The following is a 15,194-nucleotide window of genomic DNA, read 5'->3' as shown; positions in this document are numbered from 1 at the left end:
CGCCGTTGCCGTTTTCTGGGGCCCCGCGGGGGGGGGGGGGGGGGGCCCCGGGGGGGGCGGCCGCGGTGGGCGCGGGCGGGGCCCCCCCCCCGGCCGTCCGGCCGCCGCGTGGGACGACGCGGCGGACGGCGTCCTAGAGGAGCAGTCGGTCCGCGCCGGCCAGCGCGCCCACGACCGCCGGCACCGCGGGCGCCGGCAGCACCGGGCCACGGCGCAGGGTCGGCGTCCAGCCGGCGTCCGGGGCCAGGTCCGGCTCGTGCGTCGCGTTGTACGCGCCCACCAGATCGACCGGGCGGGCCCGGTCCCCGGCGGCGCGGACCCAGTTGCCGCGGGTGGTGACGGCGGTGCCGCCCCAGTCGTAGAGCAGGGTGTCGGCCGTGACGCCGGCGCCGAGAGTGAAGAAGTTGTTCTCGGCGACCACGGCGGACTGCACCCCGACGCCGATCGCGTACTCGAAGTCGTCGCCGGCCAGCCGGTAGTGGTTGTTCCACACGTCGACCTGGCCGAAGCGCACCCGGGGCAGCCGCTGGAGCACCCCGTCGAAGATGTTGTGGTGCAGGCTCACCTTCAGCCGCCCGACGTCCGGGCCGACGGTGTTGGACGAGCCGATGAGCATGACCTTGTCCCGCCCGACGAACCGGTTGTACGACACGGTCACCAGGCTCGCGGTGTGCGTGACGTCCACCGACCCGTCGTGCACCTGGTACGGCCGGCCGAGGTGCACGGGCTGGCTGCTGTCCGGGTTGTCGCCGTCGGTGAAGGTGTTGTGGTCGATCCAGACGTGCTCGCTGCGGCGCACCGAGATCTGGTCGTACTGGGAGTTCCAGTTGCCGGCGGCGCCGTCGGTGGGGGACCAGGCGGGGAAGCAGTCCCGGGCGTCGTCGAACGTCAGGTTCCGCACGATCGTGTTGTGCGCGCCGTCGAGCATCAGCGTCAGGCCGGTCAGCCGGGCGCCGCCCAGGCCGACGATCGTGGTGTTCGGGCCGACGTTGATCTGGGTCTGCCGGGTCTGGTTCGTCACCGAGCGCACCCGCGCCGCCTCCAGCGGCCCGCTCGGCGCCACCCGGCCCCAGACCGCCGGGTCGTACGCCGCGAGGTACGCGGCCAGCGAGTACTCCGGGTCGGCGAGGTCGGCGCAGTCGAGGATGCTCCCGTCGGGCCCCTCGAAGCCGTCGACCGCGCCGCTGACGTAGATGATTTTCGGGGTGGCGTTGCCCCGGTTGGTGGCGTTGTCGCCGCCGAGGGCCGCGACCAGCTCGGCCCGGCTGGAGACCACGTGCACCTGCTCCGGGGTCGCCGTCGCGCCGCCGGTGGTGCCGGTCCCCTCAGCCGCCCAGCCGTCCCCGGCCGGCAGGGCCTGCCGGCCGAGGTGCCGGGCGAACCAGGAGAGCCCGCCGTCGGCCGTGTCGACCGCGCCGTTCTGCGCCGGAGCGGCCCCGCCGTCCGGGGCCGCCGTCACGCTCCCGGGTGTCGCCGCGAGCGTCACGGCGACCATCGCCGCGCCCACTGCCTTCTTCCACATCTATCGGACCACCTGTTCGTCGCCGGTCGGGTATCAGGCAACGGTAGGTTTCGCGTTTTATACGCGTCAATGACAAACGTGTGCAGAAGTGTTGCAACTGATCAAATCGGCCGGTATCGCCCCGGCCGCCCTCGGTCGGGTTGACGCCCCTATATCCGATATGGACCCGCCTCAGGCGGGCGGCTCAGTTGCAGTGGGTTGCGGTTCCTCCCGTCCCATCAGCTCCCTGCGGTGCGGCGCCACCGCCCACGGCACCCCCAGCTCCGACAGCAGCACCCCCTCGTCGGCCGCCCGGCGCAGCAGCCGGTTCACCCCGCGCACGGTGAGCACCCGCTCCGGGCCGTCGCCCGTGGCGGTGACGCGGTCGCCGCCGAGCGGCGTCGGCTCCGGCGCGGTCGTGACCGCCTCCAGCACCGCGGTGAACGGGGCGGTCCGCGCCAGGGGCGCGATCAGCGGCACCGCCGGGTCGGCCCGGTGGGCGAGGAGGTTCTCCAGCAGCCCGCGCCGGCCCGGCACCTCGCGTGCGCCGGCGTCGCCGGGCAGCAGCAACCGGTCGGTCGGGTACTCCAGCACGGCCCGGCCGGCGGTGCCCGTCACGATCACCTCCCCGGCGACGAAGTCCTCCCCGGCCAGGGTCACCGCCGCGACGATCGGCGGCCCCGAACGGGACGACACCCGCAGGGTCGCCGTGTCGTCCACCTCGATCGGCCGGACCCGGTAGCGCTCCACCTCGATCCGCGCGGGGACCACCGGCCCGTCCCCGGCGGCGGCTTCGGCGACCGCCAGGCACTGCATGACCGCGTGCGCCAGCGGGTTGGCCAGGGCACCGTCCAGCACCGGCCGGCCGTGCAGCGTCCGCCGCCCGGCCCACGGCGCCCGCGCGTAGTAGGCGTCGGAGCGCTGCCAGGACGCCACCGTCGCGATGCCGGTGACGGTGCCGAGCCGCCCGGCCCGGACCGCGTCGGTCAGCTCCGTCAGCGCCGCCGAGCCGAGCGCCTGGAAGCCCACCTGGCACGCCCGGCCCGTCGCGGCGAGGGCGCCGGCCAGCTCCCGGTGCTCGGCGGTGGACAGTACCGGCGGCTTCTCCAGCAGCAGGTCGGCGCCCGCGGCGAGCACGTCCAGGGCGATCGGCAGGTGGGTGTGCGGCGGGGTGCAGACCACCACCACGTCCGGCCGGGCCGCCCGCAGCATCTCCCGGTGGTCGGCGTGGACCAGGGTGCCGTCGGGCACCGGCGCCGCCGGCTCGTCCTCGATCGGACGTACGTCGACCAGGGCGACCAGCCGCAGCCGCCCGGCGTCGTGCAGCGGGGCGACGACCCGCCGGTGCCAGCGCCCGTGCCCGTTGGCCCCGACGATCGCGACCCTCGGCACGGCGCCGGCCCGTCCCGGTGGCGCCCCCGCGGCGGCGGCCGTCACCGGGCGCCCGCCAACGTCGCGGCCACCCCGTGCCGTTGCAGGGCGGTCAGCCACCCGGTCACCTCGGCGCGTACGTCGTCGTCCTCGGCCACCTCGGCGGGGAAGACCTCGCGCAGCGCGAACACCGCGTCGACGGCCCCCGCCGGGGTCTTCGCCCCGGCGGCGAGCGCCGCGCGGATCTCCTCGGCGAGCGGGTCGGCCAGCGGCAGGGGGCTGCCGTCGTCGGCGTGACCCTCCGCGAAGCGCAGCCAGGCGGCCACCACCAGCGTGGCCCAGTGCGCCGACCGCCCCGCGGCCCGCAGATCGGCGATGGTGTGCAGGATCCGCTGCGGCAGCTTCTGCGAGCCGTCCAGGGCCACCTGGAGGGTGCGGTGGTGGATCGCCGGGTTGGCGAACCGGGTCAGCACCTCCTCGCCGTACGCGACGACCGAGACGCCCTCGGGCGGGTCGAAGCTGGCCGCCACGTCCTCGGCGACCAGCTGCCGCAGCACCGTGGTCAGGTGCGGCAGGGCCAGCGCGTCGGCGATCGTCTCCCGGCCGGCCAGCGCACCCAGGTAGGCGGCGGCCGAGTGCACGCCGTTGAGGGCGCGCAGCTTCAGCCGCTCCCAGGCTCCCGCGTCGGCGGTGAGCACCGCGCCGGCCCGCTCCCAGGCCGGCCGGCCGCCCGGGAAGTCGTCCTCGATCACCCACTGCCGGTACGGCTCGGCGACCACCGCCGCCAGGTCGGCCACCCCGAGGGCCCGCTCGGCGTCGGCGAGGGTCTGCGCCGTGCTGGCCGGCACGATGCGGTCGACCATGGTGCCGGGGAAGCTGACGTGCTCCCGCACCCAGCCGGCCAGCGGCTCCGGCACCCCCGCGTACGCCACCGACTGCTCGACCAGGCCGCGCAGCCGGCGGCCGTTCGCGGGCAGGTTGTCGCAGCTGACCAGGGCCAACGGGGGGCCCTGCGCGGCGGCGCGGGCGAGCAGCCCGCGCAGCAGCAGGCCCGGGACGGTGACCGGTGCCCGGTCGGTGCGCAGGTCGGCGGCGACCTCCGGGTCGGGCCGCAGCCGGCCGGTCACCGGGTCGAGCTGGTACGCCTTCTCCGTCACGGTGAGGGTGACCACCCGGATCGCCGGGTCGGCCAGCAGCGCCACCACGGCGGCGGGGTCGCCGGCAGCGTGCCGCGTCTCGGCCAGCGCGCCGACGACGCGGGTGTGGCACCCCTCGGCGCTGCTGGTGGTGACGCTGAACAGGTTGTCCTGCGCGGCCAGCGTCGTCACCACGTCGGGGTTGCGTGGCGCGACGCCGACGATGCCCCAGTCGCCCCCGGCCCGTGCCATCGCCTCCTCGGTGTAGACGGCCTGGTGGGCGCGGTGGAACGCGCCCAGCCCGAGGTGCACGATCCCCGCCGGCGCGCTGCCCGGGCGGATCAGCGGGCGGCTGTCGGTCGGCAGCCGGCGTAGCGTCCCGAGACCGAGCCGGGCAGCGCCGCCGGTCATCGCCACACCGGTCCGTCCGGGAAGCGGAACTCGGCGATCGACTCCGGCTTCATCGTGGAGCTGTAGCCGGGCGCCTCCGGCAGCAGGTAGCGCCCCTCGCGGGTGCGCACCGGGTCGACGAAGTGCTCGTGCAGGTGGTCGACGTACTCCACCATCCGGCCGTCGAGGCTGGTGCCGACCCGCAGGTAGTCGAAGACGGCCAGGTGCTGGACGTACTCGCACAGGCCCACGCCGCCGGAGTGCGGGCAGATCGGCACCCCGAACTTCGCCGCCATCAGGATCTCGGCGAGGACCTCGTTGACGCCGCCGACGCGGCAGGCGTCGATCTGCATCACGCCGATCGCCTCGGCCTGGAGCAGCTGCTTGAAGATGACCCGGTTGGCGGCCACCTCACCGGTGGCGACCCGGCACCGGCCGTCGGTCAGGCCGGTGACCGCCCGCGCGATCCGGGCGTGCCCGAGGATGTCGTCGGCGTGCGTCGGCTCCTCGATCCAGTACGGGTCCACCTCGGCCAGGGCGGTCATGTTGGTGATCGCCTCGTCGACGTCCCAGACCTGGTTGGCGTCCATCATCAGCAGCGCGTCCGGCCCGATCTCCTCCCGGATGATCCGCGCCCGCCGCAGGTCGTCGGCCGGCAGCCCGCCGACCTTCATCTTCATCGCCCGCCACCCCTCGGCGTACGCCTGCCGGGTCAGCGCCCGGACCTTGTCGTCGGGGTAGCCCAGCCAGCCCACCGAGGTGGTGTACGACGGGAACCCGTCGCGCTCCAACTCGGCGCGGCGCTCGTCCAGGCCGACCAGTCCCTTGTCGAGGATGGCCGCCGCCTCCTCCGGGGTGAGGGCGTCGGTGATGTGGTGGAAGTCGATGCTGGCCACCAGTTCCTCGGTGGGCAGCTCGGCGAGCAGCTGCCACAACGGCTTGCCGGCCAGCTTGGCCCGCAGGTCCCAGACCGCGTTGACCAGGGCGCCGGTGGCCATGTGGATGACCCCCTTCTCCGGGCCCAGCCAGCGCAGCTGCACGTCGGCGCTGAGCGAGCGCCAGAACGCCACCGGGTCGGCGAAGATCTCCTCCACGGTCCGGCCCCGCACGTGGTGGGCGAGGGCCTCGATCGCGGCGCAGGTCAGCTCGTTGCCGCGACCGTTGGTGAAGGTGAACCCGGCCCCGGTGACGCCGGCGTCGGTGCGCAGCTCGACGTAGCTGGCCGAGTAGTCGCCCCGGTTGATCGCGTCCGAGCCGTCGCCCGCGGCGGCGGTCGGGAACCGGACGTCGTGCACGTCGACGGCGGTGACGGTGACACTCACAGGACATTCTCTCCGATCTTGAAGACCTTCTTCGGCAGCCGGTACGCCAGGTCGACGATGGTCTCGGCGGCCTCGTCCTCGCCGAGGCGGTGCTCGGTGACCAGCCGGGCCAGGTAGGCGGCGTCGACCCGGCGGGCCACGTCGTGGCGTACCGGGATGGAGCAGAACGCGCGGGTGTCGTCGACGAACCCGGCGGTGTTGTAGAAGCCCGCGGACTCGGTGACCGACTCGCGGAAGCGGCGCAGCACCTCCGGCGAGTCCAGGAACCACCACGGCGCACCGAGGTACAGGGCGGCGTACCCGCCCGCCAGAGGGGCGAGTTCCCGGCTGAAGGTGTACTCGTCGAGGGTGTAGAGCACCACCCGCAGCCGCGGGTCGTTGCCGTACGCGTCCAGCAGCGGGGTCAGCGCGTGCAGGTACTCGGTGGCCTGCGGCAGGTCGCCGCCGACGTCGCGGCCGTGCCGCGCGTACAGCCAGCGGTTGTGGTTGCGCACCGCGCCGGGATGCAGCTGCATGACGAGGCCGTCGTCCAGCGACATCCGGGCGAACTCCAGCAGCATGTGCGCCCGGAACGTCTCCGCGTCGGCCGCGTCGGCGACCCCGCGCAGGCCCTTGTCGTAGAGGCGCGCGGCCTCGTCCGCGCCCAGCGCCAGGGTGCGCGCGGTGGGGTGGCCGTGGTCGGTGCAGGTGGCGCCGGCCGCGATGAAGGCGGCCCGCCGCCGGCGCAGCGCCGCCAGGTAGCCGGCGTACGTGCCGGTGTCCTCGCCGGTGATCTCGCCGAGGCGCGCGACGTTGTCCGCCCAGCCGTCGAACTCCATGTCGGCCACGTTGTCCGGCCGGAACGTGGTGATCACCCGGCCGCCCGGCCCGCCCCAGCCGTCGGCGGCGAGCTTGGCGTGCTGCCCGAGGTCGTCCAGCGGCGACTCGGTGGTGGCGAGCACCTCGATGCCGAACCGCTCGAACAGGGCCCGGGGCCGGAACTCCGGCTCGGCGAGCCGGGCCGCGAGCTCGTCGTAGACGGCGTCGGCGGTGGCCGGGGAGAGCGGGGTGCGTACCCCGAACACGTCGGTGAAGGTCTGCTCCAGCCAGAGCCGGGAGGGGGTGCCCCGGAACAGGTGCCAGTGCGCGGCGAAGCGCCGCCAGATGGTGCGCCCGTCGGGCTCCGTGGGGCTGCCGTCGACGGTGGGCACGCCCAGCTCGGCCGGGGGGACGCCCTGGCTGAGCAGCATCCGGGTGAGGTAGTGGTCGGGCACGATGAGCAGCCGCGCCGGATCCGGGAACGGGCGGTCCTCGGCCAGGATCGCCGGGTCGACGTGCCCGTGCGGGGAGATGATCGGCTGGGGCGCGGCCAGCGCGTACAGCCGGCGGGCCACCGCGCGCTGCGCGGGGTCGGCGGGGAAGAGCAGGTCGGTCGTGGGCACGGGTGGGGCTCCTCGGAGGGTGTTCGTGGCTCAGGAGAGGTCGAGCAGGTCGGCGACCCGGACCGGGGCGCCGGTGGTGAAGGAGCGGTTCGCGGCCAGCCCGGTGAGCAGGGCGAGGGCGCCGTCGCGGGCGGTCGCTGCCCGCCCCATCGGGTCCGGCTCGCCGGCGATCAGGACCCGGGCCATCCGGGCGTCGGCGCCGCCGTGCCCGGAGCGGGTGTGCCCGGCCACGGGTACGACCTGCGGCGGCGCCCAGAACGGCCGCAGGGTCAGCGTGGCGGAGCCGGCCTCGGCGGCGGCCTCGTCGCCGTGCAGCGCCGCGCCCTTCAGCGCACCGGCGGACGCCGGGCTGACGTGGTCGCTCTCCACGACCTCCAGCTCCAGGCGGCCCCGGCTGCCGTTGACCATCACCCGGTAGCCCTCGTAGGGGGCGTACGCGGTGAGGTGGTAGGTCATCGTCGCGCCGGTGGAGTAGCGGGCCAGCACCGCCATGTCGTCCTCGATGTCCACGCCCGGGGCGAAGACGTTGCGGTCGCGCTGGTAGCCGTCCTCGGCCTCGGCGTCGAGGTAGAGCTCGCGCAGTTTCGGGTGCGCGTCGAGCCGCAGCGCGAACGGGTCGTCGTCGGCGGCGGGGGAGCCGTGCGCCCGCTCGTAGTCGCGGGCGTAGCCGTGCCGGCGGCCGGCCTCGCCGTAGAAGAACAGCCGGCCGGTGGCGTACACCTCGACGGGGGTGGCGTCGAGCCACCAGTTGACCAGGTCGAAGTGGTGGCCGGCCTTGTGCACCATCAGGCCGCCGGAGTGCGCCTTGTCGCGGTGCCAGCGGCGGAAGTAGTCGGCGCCGTGCCGCACGTCGAGCAGCCACTCGAAGTGCACCGAGCCCACCTCGCCGATCGCGCCGTCGGCGAGCAGCTCGCGCAGCTTCTCGTGCAGCGGGTTGTAGCGGTAGTTGAACGCCACCCGCACCTGCCGCCCGGTGTCGGCGACCGCGTCGAGGATCTGCCGGCAGCCGGCGGCGTCCACGGTCATCGGCTTCTCGGTGATGACGTCGCAGCCGGCCCGCAACGCCGTGTCGACGTGTGCGGCGTGGGTGTCGTCCACGCTCGTCACCACCAGCACGTCGACCCGCTCCTTGGCGAGCATGGCGGCCAGGTCCTCGGCCCGGTACGTCGGCACCGGCGGGTGGCCCAGCTCGCCGAGCCACCGGTTGTGGGCGTCCATCCGGGCCTGGTTGACGTCGGCGAACGCGACGAGCTCGGCGGTGTCGGCGTGGTCGCGCACCAGCGCCCGGACGAACATCTCGGCCCGGGACCCGGTGCCCACCAGGGCGTGTCGGACCCGCTGACCGGTGCTGGACGACATGGCGACCGCCTCCCGTGTTGCTGCAAAGGTTTGCAGCGAAATAACCACGCGCCGCGCGGCGGCGTCAACGATCGATGCCAAACCGGCGGCATAGATCCGATTTGATCCGCATTTCAGCACATGGTGGGAGCGTGGCCGAAACGCATCTGTAACCATCGACCGTTGACACCGGCACAACCGTTTGCATTAATTGGCGGCACCTGACGTGACCCCAGCCACACTGGACGAAGGGCCCCGCCGTGCCAGCCACCATCCGAGACGTCGCCCGGGCCTCCGGCGTGCACATTTCCACGGTCTCCCGCACGTTCTCGGCCCCGCACCTGGTCAACCCGGAGACCCGGGGCCGGGTGCTGGCCTGCGCCGAGGAGCTCGGCTACCGGCCCAACCGCGCCGCCCGCGCCCTGATCACCGGCCGTACGCACAACATCGGCCTGATCATCGCGGACATCGCCAACCCGTTCTTCCCGCCGCTGATCAAGGCGGCGGAGAGCCAGGCCCGCCAACGCGACTACCACGTGTTCGTGGCCGACACCAACGAGGACCCGATCGCCGAGGAGGAGCTGGTCCACGCCCTCGCGAAGCAGGTGGACGGGGTGCTGCTGTGCAGCCCGCGGATGAGCAACAGCATGATCGAGCAGCTCAGCCGCGAAGTGCCGCTGGTGGTGATAAACCGGCAGGTCGCCGGCCTGCCCTGCGTCACCATGGACGTCGGGCAGGGCGCCCGGTCGGCCATCGAGCACCTGCTCGGCCTCGGCCACCGGCGGATCGCGCTGCTCAGCGGGCCGCGCGGCTCGTGGACCAGCCGGGAGATCCGCCGGGCGGCCGGCGTCGCGGCGCGGGCCGGCGGCGCCGAGTTCACCGTCCTCGGGCCCAACCAGCCCACCGAGACCGGCGGCGCGGCCCTCGCCGAGCAGGTCCGCCGCAGCGAGGCCACGGCGGTCCTCGCCTACAACGACCTGATGGCGATCGGCCTGATCGAAGGGCTCGACGCCGTCGGGATGCGCGTCCCGCAGGACGTGAGCGTCGTCGGTATCGACGACATCGCCCTGAGCCGGCTCACCCGGCCCAAGTTGACGACGGTGGCCACGCCCAACGCGGCCGCCGGCCGGACGGCCGTCGACATGCTCCTGCAACACGACACCGTCGCCGCCCGTGGCTCACGCGGCGGTCGGGGTGTCACGAGCGACGACCGTCGTACCACCGCACAGGTAATGCTCCAGACCGAACTGGTCATCCGCGACTCGACCGCCGCCGCGCCGGCAGACGGTCGGAACCGCCCCGACGCCGAGTTGGTCGTCCCGGGCCCGCATCGCCTTGCGGGCCCGGGTCGCCCGACCGCGGCCACCGGTGGCGTCGTCGCCTCCTAACGCCAAGGAGTGAGCGCACATGCACCCCGCAACGCCCCCCACCACTGGCACGCAGGCCGTGCCCGTTCACCGTACCCCCGTCCGCCGGCGGCGGTTGATCCGCGGCCTGCTCGCCACGGTCGTCGCCCTGCCCCTGGTCCTCGGTGCCGCCGCCTGCGGCGGCGACGACGAGGCCAGCACCGACCCGAACGCCCCGGTCAAGCTCTCGGTCTTCTGGTGGGGCGGTGAGGCCCGGGCGAAACTGACCGAGGAGGCCCTCGCCCTCTACACCAAGAAGCACCCGAACGTCACGTTCGAGAAGACCTGGCAGGCCAACCAGGGCTACTTCGACAAGCTGGCCACCCTCACCGCCGGCGGCAACCCGCCGGACCTCTTCCAGATCGACGACAACTACCTGGCCGAGTACGCCTCGCGCAGCACCACCCTCGACCTGACGTCGTACAAGGACTCCGGCGACCTCGACGTGTCGAAGTTCCCCAAGAGCCTCTGGCAGTACGGCGTGGTCGACGGCAAGCTCGCCGGCGTGGCCTCGGGAGAGAACACCCAGGGCCTGGTCTACAACAAGACGCTGCTGACCAAGAACGGCCTGTCCGAGCCGACCACGGGGATGAGCTGGGAGGAGCACATCGCCTGGGCCGAGCAGGTGGCGAAGAAGACCAAGGTGCCCGGCACCCAGGACCCGAGCGCCGACTACAAGGCGTTCTGGGTGTGGCTGCGCCAGCAGGGCAAGGACCTCTACAAGGGCAAGGAGCTCGGCTTCACCGCCGAGGACGTGACGAAGTGGTTCGACCTGTGGAAGGGCGCCCGGGACCGGGGCGCCACCCCGACCCCCGACGTCATCCACGAGGGCAACGCCACCGACATCACCAAGCAGCTCGTGGTCACCGGCAAGGCCGGCACCAGCTGGGTCTGGGTCAACCAGATGCCGGAGCTGAAGAAGAACACCAAGGACGAGCTGGGCGTCATCGCCTACCCCGGTGACCCGAGCGCCCAGTGGGCCCGCGCCTCCATGTACTGGTCGGTGTTCAAGGGCAGCAAGCACAAGGACGTTGCGGTCGACGTGATCAACTTCCTGGCGAACGACCCCGAGGCCGTCAAGATCCTCGGCACCGACCGGGGCCTGCCGTCGAACCTGGATCTCCGCCGGGTGGTCAGCGACGACGTCACCGACCCGGCGATGAAGCAGTCGATCCAGGTCGAGTCCGACCTGGCCCAGAAGTTCGGCGAGGCGCCGCAGGTCCCGCTCAAGGGGCACAGCAAGGTCCGCGCCGAGCTGATCAAGGCCGCCGAGAACGCCCAGTACGGCCGGATCAGCTCCGCCCAGGCGGCGGAGCAGTTCATCACCGCCTGCAAGTCCGCCATCGCCTGACCTGACGCCACACGGAGAGGAATCGGTTCGTGGCTCTGACCACGGCGCCCGACCCGACCCGACGTACCGGACCCGTCCCGACCCCCGCCGGCAGGCGCGGGGTCGGGCGGGCCCGGCACGGGGACGGTCTGGCCGGCTACGTCTTCCTGTCGCCCTGGCTGCTCGGCCTGATGGCCGTCACGGCGATACCCATGCTCCTGTCGCTCTACCTGAGCTTCACGAACTACGACATCCTCACCCCCTTCTCCGAGGTGGAGTGGGTCGGATTCGCCAACTACGAGCGCATGTTCACCGCCGACCCGTCGTACTGGCACTCGGTGCGGGTGACGCTCACCTTCGCCCTGGTCGCCGTGCCGCTGAAGCTGGCGGCCGCCCTCGGGGTGGCCCTGCTGCTCAACCGCGCCTGGCGCGGCGTCGGGCTGTTCCGCGGCCTGTTCTACCTGCCGTCGCTGCTCGGCGGCAGCGTCGCGCTGGCCATCGTCTGGGTGAACATGTTCAACCGCGAGGGCGCGTTCAACTCGCTGCTGAGCGTCTTCGGCATCGAGGGCAAGCCGTGGGTCAACGACCCCGACTGGGCCCTGGAGACCCTCATGGTGCTCGCCATCTGGCAGTTCGGCGCGCCCATGGTGATCTTCCTGGCCGGCCTCAAGCAGGTGCCCACCGAGCTCTACGAGGCGGCCTCCGTCGACGGCGCCGGCAAGTGGCGGCAGTTCGTCGCCGTCACCCTGCCGATGCTCTCGCCGGTGATCTTCTTCAACCTGGTGCTGGAGACCATCAACGGCTTCCAGGGCTTCACCGCCGCGTTCGTGCTCAGCAACGGCACCGGCGGCCCGGTCGACTCCACCCTGATGTACACGCTGAACCTCTACATCACGGGCTTCACCAACCTGGAGATGGGCTACGCCTCGGCGATGGCCTGGGTCTTCCTGCTCGCCATCGCGATCATCACCGCGATCTTCTTCAGCACCGGGCGGTTCTGGGTGCACTACTCGGACGGGGAGGACCGGTGACGGCGACGGCGACCCCGACGGCAACCCCGGCGACGACCGGCCCGCGCGGCCCGCGCCGGGCCAGCGGCGGCGGGCAGGCCGTGCGCCTGCTCATCCTGATCGCGATCGTCGCGGTCGTGCTCTACCCGCTCTTCTGGATGATCGGTACGTCCCTGAAGAGCCAGGAGGAGATCGTCAACAACATCGGCCTGCTGCCGAACGAGTTCACCCCCGGCAACTACGCCGACGGCTGGACCAACTTCGACTTCAGCTTCGGCCGGTTCTTCCTCAACAGCGCGATGGTCAGCCTGCTGACCGTGGTCGGCAACGGCGTCTCCTGCCTGCTCGCCGCGTACGCCTTCGCGCGGCTGCGGTTCCGGCTGCGGGGCGTCTGGTTCGCCGTGATGATCGGGACGCTCCTGCTGCCCGGGCACGTGCTGATCGTGCCGCAGTACATCCTGTTCCGCAGCCTGGGCCTGGTGGGCGGCGAGTGGCCGTACCTGCCGCTGCTGATCCCGCAGTTCCTGGCCACCGAGGCGTTCTTCGTGTTCCTGATGGTGCAGTTCATGCGGGGCATCCCACGCGAGCTCGACGAGGCCGCCAAGATCGACGGTGCGAACGCCTTCGGCATCTTCCGGCACGTGATCCTGCCGCTGAGCCGGCCGGCGCTGGTCACCACGGCGATCTTCTCGTTCATCTGGACCTGGAACGACTTCTTCCGGCAACTCGTCTTCCTCTCCGACCTCGAGGACTACACCGTGCCGGTGGCGCTGACCCTGTTCATCGACTCGACGAGCCAGAGCGCCGTCGGCCCGATGTTCGCCATGTCGGTGCTGTCGCTGCTGCCGGTGTTCCTGTTCTTCGTGGCCTTCCAGCGGATGCTGGTGGAGGGCATCAACACGAGCGGACTCAAGGGATGAGGTCGCACCCGGACGGCGGGCCGGACCGGGAGGACGGGCCGGCCCGCCGTGACTGGCGGGACGTGCTCACCGACGCCACGGACCTGGCGGTGCTCGGCATCGCCCTGACCCTGGCGGCGTTGCCGGTGCTCACCGCGGCGGCGGCCGTCGCCGCCGCGAGCGCGGCGGTGCACGACCGGTACACCGTCGGTTCCTGGCCCTCCGCGCGGGAGAACCTGACCCGCTACGGCCGCGCCCTGCTGCCGGGCGTCGGGGTGAGCGTGCTGACGGTCGCCGCGTTCGGGCTGCTCGCCGTGAACGTCGCCGCGCTGGCCGGTGGCCGGGTCCCCGGCGGGGCACCGCTGCTCCTGGTCACCGTCGTGCTGGCCGCCGCCCTGGCCGGGTACGCCGCGCTGGTGGTGGTGGAGGTCGGCCGCCGCGGTGGCCGTGGCTGGCGGGAGGCCGCCGGTGCCGCCGCCGGCGCCTGCCGCGCCCGCCCGGGCACCTGGGCCGCCGCCGGCGGGGTCAGCGCCGTCGCCGCGCTGCTCGCCGTCCTGGTCATCCCGGTCGCGGTGCCCATCCTCGCCGGGTACGTGGTCGCCGCCCTGCACGCCGTCGCGCGGCGGACCGTGCCCGCCCCGGTGGGACAGTCGTGACGGGCGGCGACCGGCGGGCCGGTGTGACCGAGAACGATCGGCAGCTCAGCGTCGACGACGTGCCGGTGGCCCGGTACGTCGTCGACCCGGCGATCGACCCCCGGCACGGCCCCCGCCCGTACCTGCACCCCGTGCGGACCCTCGGCGGGACCGTGGTCACCGACGCGTTTCCCGCCGACCACGTCTGGCACCTCGGCGCGTCCCTGGCCGTGCAGGACGTCGACGGCACCAACCTCTGGGGCGGGCGCACCTACGTCCGCGACACCGGCTACACGTGGCGCGACGACCACGGCCGCATCGCGCACACCCGCTGGGAGACCCGCGACCCGCAACGGCTCGCGCACCAGTTGGAGTGGCGGGACCGGGACGGGGCGGTGCTGCTCGCCGAGCGGCGGGAGCTGGCCGCGCAGCGGGTCGGCGAGCGGGCCTGGGCCCTCGACGTCGGGTACACGCTGACCGCCCCCGCCGACCGGGACGTCGGCCTGGGCAGCCCGGCGACCAACGGACGCCCGGGTGGCGCCGGCTACGGCGGCTTCTTCTGGCGGGCGGTCAGCGCGACACCCGCGCGGGTGTGCACCGCCACCGCCGAGGGGGAGGACGCGGTCAACGGCAGCGACGCGCCGTGGCTGGCGTTCGCCGGCACCGGGCCGGACGGGGCCGCGTACACGCTCGTGCTGGCAGGGCTCGCGGAGGGCGACCGCTGGTTCGTCCGCACCGCGATGTACCCGGGGGTCTGCGTGGCGTTCGCCTTCGACCGGCCCAGGGTGATCACCGCGGGTACGAGTCGCACCGGGCGGCACCGGGTGGTCGTCGCCGACGGCACGCTCGACCAGGCGACGGCCGCCGCGTTGGCCGCCGGCGGGACGGTGTGACGCGGCCCTCCCACCCCGGATTTGACGATCTTGCCGGGCGGGCGTAACTTTCTCTCTGCCAGCGCGGAACGGACGAACAGGGCGAAAGCCCTGGCGAGGCCGGAGCGCGGTGAGACCATCGGTCCGGGTGGGGTCATCCCATCGGGGTCGGCACGGGCGGTGCCCCGGATTCGTCGCGAGGCGGATTTGGTGAGGCGGAACCGACCGGGTAAGGTTCACGGCCGGCAGGGAACCGGGCGAGCTCGCGGGAAACCGCGAAGCGGCCGGGCTGCCGAAATTCCCGAAGATCGTCGACGAGAGTCGGCGCCATCGGGATGCCCGGAAATTGGTTGAAGTGGTGCGGATCGCTACGAAGCGGTTTGACACGGCGGAAACCACCGGGTAACGTAGTAAAAGTGCCCGGCGCGAGAGCGGCGGACATGGTGAACGAAATGCCCCGGGTCGGGTGCTCCACGGTGTGGGGTTTCTGGGCGGTGTGTGGTTGTTCTTTGAGAACTCAACAGGGTGCTTGATAAGCCAGTGCCAATTATGATTTATACCCC

12 protein-coding genes are annotated in these 15,194 nt (G+C 72.9%); 6 read left to right on the top strand and 6 right to left on the bottom strand.

The annotated features are described in order from the left end of the window. Positions 1-133 precede the first annotated feature (133 nt). The 6 genes from AB0B83_RS28315 to AB0B83_RS28290 form a co-directional block, all read right to left on the bottom strand. Positions 134-1,522: a polysaccharide lyase family 1 protein gene (locus AB0B83_RS28315; RefSeq protein ID WP_357580718.1), complete on the bottom strand. Its 1,389-nt coding sequence runs from the start codon at positions 1,520-1,522 to the stop codon at positions 134-136. A gap of 171 nt (positions 1,523-1,693) precedes the next feature. Continuing rightward, positions 1,694-2,893, bottom strand: coding sequence for a Gfo/Idh/MocA family oxidoreductase (locus tag AB0B83_RS28310; RefSeq protein ID WP_357580717.1), 1,200 nt, complete (start codon positions 2,891-2,893; stop codon positions 1,694-1,696). Between the two features lie 41 nt (positions 2,894-2,934). Further along, positions 2,935-4,425 (bottom strand): mannitol dehydrogenase family protein, encoded by a 1,491-nt coding sequence (locus AB0B83_RS28305; protein ID WP_357580716.1) that lies wholly within the window; start codon positions 4,423-4,425, stop codon positions 2,935-2,937. Next, on the bottom strand, positions 4,416-5,720 hold the full coding sequence (locus tag AB0B83_RS28300) for an enolase C-terminal domain-like protein (RefSeq protein ID WP_357580715.1): 1,305 nt from the start codon (positions 5,718-5,720) through the stop codon (positions 4,416-4,418). Before AB0B83_RS28300 ends, AB0B83_RS28305 begins: the two co-directional genes overlap by 10 nt. Then, a complete protein-coding gene (uxaC, locus tag AB0B83_RS28295) occupies positions 5,717-7,141 on the bottom strand; it encodes a glucuronate isomerase (protein ID WP_357580714.1) in 1,425 nt (474 codons plus the stop codon). The genes AB0B83_RS28300 and uxaC overlap by 4 nt, the downstream gene beginning before the upstream one ends. A gap of 30 nt (positions 7,142-7,171) precedes the next feature. Continuing rightward, entirely contained in the window at positions 7,172-8,500 is a 1,329-nt protein-coding gene (locus AB0B83_RS28290; RefSeq protein WP_357580713.1) for a Gfo/Idh/MocA family oxidoreductase, read from the bottom strand. A gap of 239 nt (positions 8,501-8,739) precedes the next feature. On the opposite strand from AB0B83_RS28290, the gene AB0B83_RS28285 reads away from it, so the two are divergent. The 6 genes from AB0B83_RS28285 (at position 8,740) to AB0B83_RS28260 (ending at position 14,652) form a co-directional block, all read left to right on the top strand. Further along, entirely contained in the window at positions 8,740-9,867 is a 1,128-nt protein-coding gene (locus AB0B83_RS28285) for a LacI family DNA-binding transcriptional regulator (protein WP_357580712.1), read from the top strand. A 19-nt stretch (positions 9,868-9,886) separates the two neighbouring features. Continuing rightward, on the top strand, positions 9,887-11,236 hold the full coding sequence (locus AB0B83_RS28280) for an extracellular solute-binding protein (RefSeq protein WP_357580711.1): 1,350 nt from the start codon (positions 9,887-9,889) through the stop codon (positions 11,234-11,236). Between the two features lie 29 nt (positions 11,237-11,265). After that, positions 11,266-12,246, top strand: coding sequence for a sugar ABC transporter permease (locus tag AB0B83_RS28275; protein ID WP_357580710.1), 981 nt, complete (start codon positions 11,266-11,268; stop codon positions 12,244-12,246). Between the two features lie 137 nt (positions 12,247-12,383). Then, the gene (locus AB0B83_RS28270; RefSeq protein ID WP_132238380.1) at positions 12,384-13,145 is read left to right on the top strand and encodes a carbohydrate ABC transporter permease; all 762 of its coding nucleotides are present in this window, start codon (positions 12,384-12,386) and stop codon (positions 13,143-13,145) included. After that, the gene (locus AB0B83_RS28265; RefSeq protein WP_357580709.1) at positions 13,142-13,780 is read left to right on the top strand and encodes a hypothetical protein; all 639 of its coding nucleotides are present in this window, start codon (positions 13,142-13,144) and stop codon (positions 13,778-13,780) included. The genes AB0B83_RS28270 and AB0B83_RS28265 overlap by 4 nt, the downstream gene beginning before the upstream one ends. Positions 13,781-13,803: 23 nt before the next feature. Further along, positions 13,804-14,652: a PmoA family protein gene (locus AB0B83_RS28260; protein ID WP_357580708.1), complete on the top strand. Its 849-nt coding sequence runs from the start codon at positions 13,804-13,806 to the stop codon at positions 14,650-14,652. Positions 14,653-15,194 lie beyond the last annotated feature (542 nt).

The organism is Micromonospora sp. NPDC049060 (genome assembly GCF_040649055.1).
In the GTDB taxonomy this organism is placed as follows: Bacteria; Actinomycetota; Actinomycetes; order Mycobacteriales; family Micromonosporaceae; genus Micromonospora; species Micromonospora reichwaldensis.
The sequence above is the reverse complement of the archived record's forward strand: the minus strand, read 5'-3'. Positions and strand labels throughout refer to the sequence as shown.